The following is an 8,939-nucleotide window of genomic DNA, read 5'->3' on the forward strand; positions in this document are numbered from 1 at the left end:
CTAGCATTACGTTTAAAAAACCCGTCAAGGTTGGCGATGTAGTGTGTTGTTATGGTGAATGTACTAAGATTGGCCGCACTTCAATGTCCGTTAATCTTGAAGTATGGGTAAAACCCATCAAATACGACAGCGTGGGGGCTCGTTTCAAAGTATGTGAAGCCACCTTCAATTATGTCGCCATTGATACCGATGGCCGCCCTCGACCGATTAAGCCTAGCAACTGATCACAGAAATTCAGTTTGATTGCTTTCAATACGCGCCAGTTTCAGTACAGTAAGGCTTCGACTTCATACCAAACAATAAGGATATCAATATGTGGTACGTTATTTTCTCTCAAGACGTAGAAAACTCGTTGGAAAAACGCATGAGTGTCCGGCCACAACATTTAGAGCGCTTACAAACCTTGCAAGATGAAGGTCGTCTATTAACCGCAGGGCCAATGCCAGCCATTGATTCGGAGAATCCAGCAGAAGCCGGGTTTACAGGGTCAACAGTCATCGCTGAGTTTGATTCGTTAAGACAAGCTCAAGCATGGGCGGATGCCGATCCTTATATTGCTGCCGGTGTTTATCAGCATGTTATTGTTAAACCCTTTAAGAAAGTGTTTTAAGATGAAAGTCATTCTCTGTGCCGTATTCGCGACCCTTCTTGCTGTAGGCTGTAGTTCGAACGGTGATCAGCAAAAATATTTAGAAGCCCTTGCCAGTAACCGCGCCAAAGTTATCAGTGCTGAATTACCCCTAGAATTCGGGCCTCTTTCAGTCATGCGTGCAAGTTCAAAGGGAAGTACCGTTGAAATTATGATGATTTACAATGTGGATCAAAAAGGAGCAAAACCGATTGATCAAGTATTAAAAACCAGCATTAATTCCTACTGTTCTGATGACATCACTCGCGCCAACATCGATTTTGGGCTGACTTATCGTATCAAAATGCGTAATACTCGCGGCCAATTAGTCGTGGACCAGTTGATCAACAAAGAAACCTGTACTGTGCAATAGCCACCCGCTCATCACCAGATCACCAACTATTTGCCTGGCAAAAAATAGAGGCCTCAAATGAGGCCTCTATAGCGATTTATTTTTCTTACACTCTTTGTGGTCTAAGCTCTTTGCGCAGCGTTTTAGCTGCTGACACCAAGTTGGTCAGTGCTGTCTCCACTTCATTCCAATTGCGCGTTTTTAAGCCGCAATCAGGATTAACCCATAATCTCTCGGCTGGAATTTTTTCCGCCGCTTTACGCAACAAACCTTCAATCCACTCTTGAGAGGGAATGTTTGGCGAGTGAATATCGTACACACCTGGGCCAATTTCATTCGGGTAGTTAAACTCTTCAAACGCTTTGAGCAGTTCCATATTCGAGCGAGAAGTTTCAATCGTAATCACATCGGCATCCAGTGCCGCTACTGAGTCAATGATTTCATTAAATTCGCTGTAACACATGTGAGTGTGGATCTGCGTTTCGGGTTTCGCACTCGCCGCCGCAATTTTAAATGCCTCAACTGCCCACCCCAGATATGCTTGATGGTCACGCTTCTTCAATGGCAACCCTTCACGAATCGCAGGTTCATCAATTTGGATGATGTTAATGCCCGCTTGCTGCAGGTCTGCCACTTCATCACGCAAAGCAAAAGCCAACTGCTGAGTGATGGTTTGACGAGAAACATCTTCACGAGGAAACGTCCAGCATAAAATCGTTACAGGCCCAGTCAACATTCCTTTCATTTGCTTCGCAGACAATGATTGAGCATAAGTAGACCACTCCACCGTAATCGGTTTTTCACGTTCAATATCGGCCACCACGATAGCCGGTTTTACGCAGCGTGAGCCGTAACTTTGCACCCAGCCAAATTGCGTAGTCTGGAAACCGGCTAAGTTTTCAGCAAAGTACTCCACCATGTCATTACGCTCAGCTTCACCGTGCACTAACACGTCGAGATCAAGTGCCTCTTGACGTTTTACTGCATCGGCAATATGCCCTTTCAATGCATTGATATAATCAGCGTGCGCCAGTTTACCTTGACGGTAAGCACTGCGCTGATGACGGATCTCACTCGTTTGAGGGAATGAGCCTATGGTTGTCGTTGGCAAAAATGGCAACCCTAACACTTCAGCTTGGTGATGAGCGCGCTCTGAATAAGGTGCACTGCGCTCAGAGAGTGCCGCCGTTATGCTGTTGACTCTCGCCTGTACATGCGGTTTATTAACGTGAGTTGCCGTTTTACGTGCAAGTATCGGTTGGCTATAAGTTTCACAGGCCAGAATCGCCGAGTCATCACCGTCCAGTGCCTTACCAAGTAAAGCAACTTCTGTCACTTTTTGTTTGGCAAATGCAAACCAACTTTGTACTTCATCACTGAGCTGCTGCTCAAGATCTAAATCAACCGGGCTATGCAGCAGTGAACACGAACTCGCAATCCACAGACGATCCCCCAATTGCTGCTTCACTGGCTGTAAACGAGCCAATAACGTCGCAAGATCGGCGCGCCACACATTGCGTCCATTGACCACACCTGCCGAAAGTACCCAATTTTTTGGCAATTTCTCTAGTACCGCGTTCAATTGATCGGCAGAAGCGGAGAGATCGATGTGCAATCCATTCACTGGTAGCTCAATGATTTTATCGAGCGTATCAAGCACCGAATCAAAATAAGTAGTGAGTAACAGTTTTACATCACCAGCGATCACTTGATAAGCCAACTTAAATGCATCTTGCCACTTTGGTTCTAGCTCTAACGCTAAAATAGGCTCATCGATTTGTACCCATTCCACTCCTTGTTTAGCAAGCTTAGCTAAAATTGCTTGATAAGCGGTCAATAAACGAGGCAGTAAGGTCAGGCGATCAAATCCCTCTTCGACCTCTTTACCCAAGTAGAGGTAGCTCAGCGGGCCAAGCAGTACAGGCTTAACTTGGTGGCCTGCTTTCGACGCTTCATTGACTTCCTCAAACAGTTGAGGCCAGCTGACTTCGAACGTATCGTCTTGGCTGAACTCCGGCACAAGGTAGTGATAATTGGTATTAAACCATTTAGTCATATCAGAAGCGGCACTTCCGCTACAGCCGCAACCCGCTTGTGATTGACCGCGTCCAACGCGAAAGAGTGTATCTAAATCAGGAAAGCCGTTTTTATGACGTTTAGGAACGTGTCCAAGGAGCAATGTGGTTGTGAGTACGTGATCGTACCAAGCGAAATCGCCTACGGTTGAAAAACTCAGACCCGCTTGTTGCTGCTCAGCCCAGTTTTTCTGACGAATATCATGCCCCACTTGCAGTAACTGCGCTTGATCGCTTTCGCCACGCCAATATTTTTCTAACGCAAATTTCAGTTCGCGTTTTTCACCAATACGTGGATAACCTAAGATGTGAGTCGTCGTTGTCATGTCCCTAGTCCTTTTGCTGTTGATCGTGTCTGATTCTTTACTGCATGAGATAAAGATGTCTGGATGGCTAGACTATCCATCTAAACTGACCCACAGACAAGGTGCAATTATTCAACTTGTTTATTAAAAAAATTCATGTTGATCGAAGAGAGCTTTAATTAACATCAAGATAAATAGACGTCTAGATGTTTACAGCTCCATATTAAAAGCGTAACTTAGCTCAGAACAGCAGAATGATCACCGTGTTGATGCGACCCACGATATTGGTATCAACCACCGTTCTCTCAAAGGAATGAAGGAAAATAATGGCAATGATTGAACTTAAGCATCTGAAGACTTTAGTTTCTTTAAGGGACAGCGGCTCACTCACCTCAACAGCTACCGCGCTCCATTTGACGCAATCGTCCCTTTCACATCAGATTAAAGATCTCGAAATACGCATTGGCGGGCCACTGTTTCTACGCAAAACTCGCCCAGTAAAATTTACCTCAGAAGGAGAGATCCTACTGAAACTGGCTGACGAGATCCTGCCAAAGCTGGCCAGAGCTGAAAATGATTTAGCCAGTTTGAAAGAAGATGTCAATGGGCGCTTACACATGGCGATTGAATGCCACTCTTGCTTTCAATGGTTGATGCCAGCGCTGCGCGAATATCAGCTTGCTTGGCCAAGTGTGACGTTAGATTTTTCGTCCGGCTTTGGCTTTGAACCTTTACCCGCATTGCTGGCTGGCGAACTTGATTTGGTCATCACTTCCGATATTTTGCCTCGCTCAGAGGTACATTACGAACCACTCTTTGATTTTGAAATGCGCCTTATCACCTCTACAACTCACCCACTTGCGGGAAAATCGGTGATTGAACCAGAGGATCTCGCCTCACAAACGATGCTCACTTACCCCGTACAAAAGCAGCGTTTGGATGTGGTGAAACACTTTCTACAACCTGCTAGTGTTGAACCCGCGAAGTGGAAACAAGCCGACAACACTTTGATGCTAGTACAAATGGTCTCTGCTGGATTAGGTGTGGCAGCACTGCCAAATTGGGCCATCAGCGAGTTCTCTAGGCAGGGGCTAATTACCAGTAAGCCACTTGGGAAAGGTTTATGGCGTCGACTATTTGCCGCAACACGCCACAGCGAAAAAGATCGTCACTATTTACAAGCTTTTTTTGCCACCGCGCGCCAACAATGCAAAAGCCACCTTGACGGGATCAAGATGGCTTAAACTATTCGTCGTGTCGACATGGCTATTTGAATGACAGTGCGGTTGGTTAACTGTCACTGCACGCTGCTTAGCACTAGCGTTGGTTCGCTTTAAATTGGTTGGTCAGTGGGTCGTATTGGTAGCCTAAAACATCCAGCTTACCGACTACATTTTCTCTATCCATTTCATACATACTGGCAAGCTCTTCGAAGCTGTCACACTCTAAGCGTAGCTTCTCATTGACGATGCCAAGTAATATATTGCTATCAAAACGGCTGACGTTACTCAAATCCATGGCTCACTCCTATAGCAAAGAGACCACTAAAGACTAGCGGTAAAATTCGCACTAAAGAGTGACCCAGGTCTAGAGATTAAACAAACCTTGAAAACAAATACTGGCTGCCAAGATCAATAACAAGGCTGCCGTTAATTGAATTTTCTCAGCGCTTTTGGCAAACAGGATATGCCAGCACCACACGATAATACCTGCAATCATGAAACCGAATGTCGTTAGCAACGGCAATGTTGCTTGAGCCAACGTTTCGTCATCTAACCCGTACGCGTGCGGCACAACGCATAAAGCGATCCCCATCGAGCAGAGAATACCCACAACGGGTAGAACTCGATGGAAAGCTTGTAAACGCGAGCGCGCTATCGTTAGTAGAAGGTGCGAGAAACTCGCGCCCAACAAACCGACCAACAGCAACATGGCGATAGAAGCTGGCCAGTGGCCCTGCTCTGATATCTGAATCGCGACATAAGACAAGGCAAGACCATTCGCTAAATACAGTGCCCATAACGGGCCTTGATCTCGAGTTTTCTTGGTTTGAACTTGTGAATAGAAATAGAAGATGGAAAATACAACCAAAAAGGCTTCAATTTTCAGTGAAGCCACAGCCAACCAAAGCACACCAATGGCTGGCAATACGCGATGAATACGACCACGTTGCCCAGGGCAAATATCTCCTTTGACCAATATTAGTGTCAGTAGCATTTGCGCACCGAGCAGCATGGGTGAAAAAACAGAAAGTAAGGTTTGAATCATAATCGAAACATCATCTGGAAACATCTGGGCGCGATAATAGCAAAGAATAATAGCAAAGAGTAAGCGCGAATGCCCAGAGAAGGTTACCGACTTTCGGCCAAGTACCTCAGCACGTCTCCTTGAGTCAATAAGCCTTTGTAACGACTGTTATCGACCAGTACCCATGGAAAATCATGTCCTTTTTCGATCAAATTCACCACTTGATTTAGCTCGGTGTACGCGTCAAGCTGAGTGAAATGAAACTTCATGATCTGATTGACGGGCTTACGCCATACGGCCGCTTCACGCGTGGTTTCAAGATCGGTCCCCATGTTCGGTGTAAGATGTAAATTGAGTGAAGCAATATCAACGATGCCGACACACGCACCTTGGTTCACCACAGGTAACGAATCAACTTTAGTTGCTTTAAAATATTGATGAACGAGAGAAAGCGGATCGCTAGGATCCAAATGAGGTTTCCCTCGTTTAAACAAGTTGAATAAGCAGTTGGGTTGTTGCTCTGGTTCCGCTTTTGGTCGTGAATACGCAAAACGGCTGTGATACTCCTTTGCATGGATTAACTCTTTCAAAGGCCGGGGTTTTGAAAAAATATAGCCCTGCATGTAATCAATACCTAATGACTTAAGCACCCAAACCTCATGCTCCGTTTCCACCCCTTCAGCAACCACTTTCACGCCGAGTGTGTGCGACAGCTCAGTGATCATTTTAACAATACTGTATTTATTGCTGTTGACCTGAATATCCGTGACAAACTCGCGATCTATTTTTAAATAATCAAAATTGCAATCGCTGAGGTAGGTAAAAGAGGAATAACCCGTACCAAAATCATCAATTGCAACCGTTACGCCACGCGATCGAAGAGCATTGAGGGCATCAACCTGATGAGATTGGCTATCAAAATAGGCGCTTTCGGTTAGCTCAATGGTGACTGACTGAGGCGTATCCGTGTAGCGATCAATGATCTCCATGGTATTGGCTAAAATCTGCGTCGCATCCATTTTGGTATTGAAAGAGCGGTTGATTGTTACCCCAACACCTTGGCCAAACAAGGTTTTTATCTTGGGTAAATCTTGCAAAGACAAAATACTGACACAACGATCAAGATCGGCAATCAAATCTAACTCTTCCGCTATATTAATCATTTCTTGCGTGGTAAAAGGTAAACTGGGCACAGGCTTAAAACGGCATAACGCTTCAAATTTTGCAATGTTCCATGTTTTAGTATCAACTATCGGTTGGTAGTGTATCTCTAAATCTTTCTCAGCAATTGCTTTGGTGACTAGCTCTTCCAAATTTTTCCTGCGCTTAACCTGCTGGTGTATTTCACTGTGATAGAAACTGATGTTACGCGCTTCTCCTGCATGCTGCTCAAGCATTGCTTGCATCGCATGCGTCACCATCCGAGCTGGTGTTTTTGCATCGAACCCTAAAACAGACACACCAATTCGGCCATTAATGACAGCAAGGTGTGAGCTGGATTCGTTCTTTAACTCTTTCATAAAGCGGCGGATCGCATGCTGAATAAGGTTAAAATCGGTGTTTTTTTTACACTCAGAACAACTCAAGCTCACTAAATAGATATCTTTGCCCGCATAGCCCACCAACTTTGCTTCTTTACTACGTGCTAAAAAGCTAGAGAGCATCAAGGTTGCGGTGTGATGCCGCTCAGATTCAAAATTAGGCTGAAAAGCGAGTACTATATGTGTTCGATCTTGTGAATGTTCCGTGCAGTAGGTATTAAGTAGGGTTTTAAATTTTTGTTCAGTGAACAGTTGAGTTAAAAGATCGATGTCACCAAGCGCAGTATCAGCGACCCGATGAAGATTATCGGCTAAATCAAGCGTCATCCCAACAAAGAACACTCGGCCATCTTGCAGTGCGATTTTTTGGATAGTTAATTCTTGTGGTGCGACCAGCCCAGATGCCCGCCTATTGAGAATGACACCGCTCCAATGATCTTTAGTGTTGATGTCATGCCACATCGATTGGAAAAACTCTTTGGAATGCTTGCCTGCATTAAATATATTGGCTTGTAACCCAAGTAACTCATTTTGTTTGAAACCTGAATGCTGCTCAAAATAGTGGTTACAGGCCAAAATCCGCGTTTGATCGTCGGTTAGGATCAAACCATGATGTGTATTCTCAAACACTCCTTCAAAAAGCTTGGCCACCTCTTGCAATGATTCCAGTTTGAGCAGCGGTCGAATCGTACCTTGCAACTGCGTGAGAGAGGTACGCTCGATAAAAATCTCCACATAAGTTAACGCCTGATCCAAAATAACAAGGTTGCAATTTAAGGCATGGCTTTTGCCACTTTCAATCACATACTTGAAGCAGCGCTTCATCTCTGCAGCTTTGCTCGGCGTCATATAAAGCAAGAGTTCTTGAATATTGGCTATCGAAACACTGGAATCAAGCAAGGTATTCGGCGCTTTTAAATCGCAAATAAACTCGGAAGTCGTCAGGTTAAACGACCAATCAATCGCATCATATCGAGCCACTGGCGGTTCTCGAAACACTGCCTTTTCTCGTAGCTCTTGAGAATTTACCTGTGTCATATTCATCCCAACTTATTCAAATTATTTACTATTGACCTTTACAGCATAGAGTAAAACTTAATCGCAAGTCGTGAGTTAGCACTAATGATGTAAATGCAGTTGCTTATTTATTATTTTAGGCCAGACAAGCCATATAAAAAATGCCGAACATCAATACACCTCAAAAGGAGTAGCCTAGAACTATCGTAATCGAAAGAAAATAATGAACACAAAACAACCAACACGTTCATTTTATAAGCGACTGAAATACATTAACTTGCCTTATTTGATTAATATATCTTGTCGATATGATAATTATTACTGATTGACGAGATTAATTAACCCCTATATGGTACCAATTCCACGCCCAAGAGGTGCTGGAAAAACTAATCCGAGGTACTCAAGAACAACCCCCTTTTTTCAGTTGCGCTAGGAGCGCTTCTCTTTACATCTTTTCAGTTCAGTGCTTCCGGAACGGAATCCGGGATATCAACTAGAATCATTAATGGCGCACCTACAGTAGCACATGAGTTTCCCTTTATGGTTGCTCTGCACCGTGGGGAAGACACTGGCAGCTTTTGTGGTGGTAGCTACTTGGGTGGTAAGTATGTGCTTACAGCCGCTCACTGCGTAGCAGGAAAAAACCCGCTCAACGCAGAAGATATTCAAGTGACGGTTGGAGCATATGACTTAGATACTAATTCCACGCGTCGGGTAAAAGTCAAACAAATCTATTATCACGAAGCTTATGATGATGAAACTCATGCTGACTAT

The 8,939-nt window shown here is 44.5% G+C and carries 9 protein-coding genes; 5 read left to right on the forward strand and 4 right to left on the reverse strand.

The features are described from left to right. The 3 genes from VOR_RS0100230 to VOR_RS0100240 all read left to right on the forward strand — a co-directional run. On the forward strand, positions 1 to 224 hold a 224-nt coding region (locus VOR_RS0100230), incomplete at its 5' end, for a hotdog domain-containing protein (RefSeq protein WP_010316927.1). Between the two features lie 89 nt (positions 225 to 313). Next, positions 314 to 610 (forward strand): YciI family protein, encoded by a 297-nt coding sequence (locus VOR_RS0100235; RefSeq protein WP_010316930.1) that lies wholly within the window; start codon positions 314 to 316, stop codon positions 608 to 610. Position 611: 1 nt separating this feature from the next. Beyond that, complete coding sequence (locus VOR_RS0100240) at positions 612 to 1,001, forward strand: GspS/AspS pilotin family protein (RefSeq protein ID WP_010316932.1); 390 nt, start codon at positions 612 to 614, stop codon at positions 999 to 1,001. Between the two features lie 85 nt (positions 1,002 to 1,086). Here the strand turns inward: VOR_RS0100240 and metE are convergent, their stop codons facing one another. Continuing rightward, positions 1,087 to 3,381 (reverse strand): 5-methyltetrahydropteroyltriglutamate--homocysteine S-methyltransferase, encoded by a 2,295-nt coding sequence (gene metE, locus VOR_RS0100245; protein ID WP_010316934.1) that lies wholly within the window; start codon positions 3,379 to 3,381, stop codon positions 1,087 to 1,089. A 311-nt stretch (positions 3,382 to 3,692) separates the two neighbouring features. Here metE and metR point away from each other — a divergent pair, with 311 nt between their 5' ends. After that, on the forward strand, positions 3,693 to 4,604 hold the full coding sequence (gene metR / locus VOR_RS16455) for an HTH-type transcriptional regulator MetR (RefSeq protein WP_010316937.1): 912 nt from the start codon (positions 3,693 to 3,695) through the stop codon (positions 4,602 to 4,604). A 73-nt stretch (positions 4,605 to 4,677) separates the two neighbouring features. Here the strand turns inward: metR and VOR_RS0100255 are convergent, their stop codons facing one another. The 3 genes from VOR_RS0100255 to VOR_RS0100265 form a co-directional block, all read right to left on the reverse strand. Beyond that, on the reverse strand, positions 4,678 to 4,878 hold the full coding sequence (locus VOR_RS0100255; protein WP_010316942.1) for a DUF4250 domain-containing protein: 201 nt from the start codon (positions 4,876 to 4,878) through the stop codon (positions 4,678 to 4,680). Between the two features lie 69 nt (positions 4,879 to 4,947). Continuing rightward, a complete protein-coding gene (locus VOR_RS0100260; RefSeq protein ID WP_010316944.1) occupies positions 4,948 to 5,628 on the reverse strand; it encodes an HI_1241 family integral membrane domain in 681 nt (226 codons plus the stop codon). Between the two features lie 83 nt (positions 5,629 to 5,711). Beyond that, positions 5,712 to 8,186 carry a sensor domain-containing phosphodiesterase gene (locus VOR_RS0100265; RefSeq protein WP_010316946.1) on the reverse strand — a complete coding sequence of 825 codons (2,475 nt, stop codon included), beginning with the start codon at positions 8,184 to 8,186 and terminating at the stop codon, positions 5,712 to 5,714. Positions 8,187 to 8,666: 480 nt separating this feature from the next. On the opposite strand from VOR_RS0100265, the gene VOR_RS0100270 reads away from it, so the two are divergent. Beyond that, a partial coding sequence (locus VOR_RS0100270; protein WP_286118294.1) for a trypsin-like serine protease occupies positions 8,667 to 8,939 on the forward strand: 273 nt, incomplete at its 3' end.

Origin of the sequence: Vibrio ordalii ATCC 33509, from assembly GCA_000257205.1 — a bacterium.
Lineage (GTDB): Bacteria > Pseudomonadota > Gammaproteobacteria > Enterobacterales > Vibrionaceae > Vibrio > Vibrio ordalii.

Excerpts from the sequence above, each read along its gene's own strand:
- VOR_RS0100235 (WP_010316930.1), top strand. The coding sequence starts at position 314 with ATGTGGTACGTTATTTTCTCTCAAGACGTAGAAAACTCGTTGGAAAAA.
- VOR_RS0100240 (WP_010316932.1), top strand. The coding sequence starts at position 612 with ATGAAAGTCATTCTCTGTGCCGTATTCGCGACCCTTCTTGCTGTAGGC.
- metE (WP_010316934.1), bottom strand. The coding sequence starts at position 3,381 with ATGACAACGACGACTCACATCTTAGGTTATCCACGTATTGGTGAAAAA.
- metR (WP_010316937.1), top strand. The coding sequence starts at position 3,693 with ATGATTGAACTTAAGCATCTGAAGACTTTAGTTTCTTTAAGGGACAGC.
- VOR_RS0100255 (WP_010316942.1), bottom strand. The coding sequence starts at position 4,878 with ATGGATTTGAGTAACGTCAGCCGTTTTGATAGCAATATATTACTTGGC.
- VOR_RS0100260 (WP_010316944.1), bottom strand. The coding sequence starts at position 5,628 with ATGATTCAAACCTTACTTTCTGTTTTTTCACCCATGCTGCTCGGTGCG.
- VOR_RS0100265 (WP_010316946.1), bottom strand. The coding sequence starts at position 8,186 with ATGACACAGGTAAATTCTCAAGAGCTACGAGAAAAGGCAGTGTTTCGA.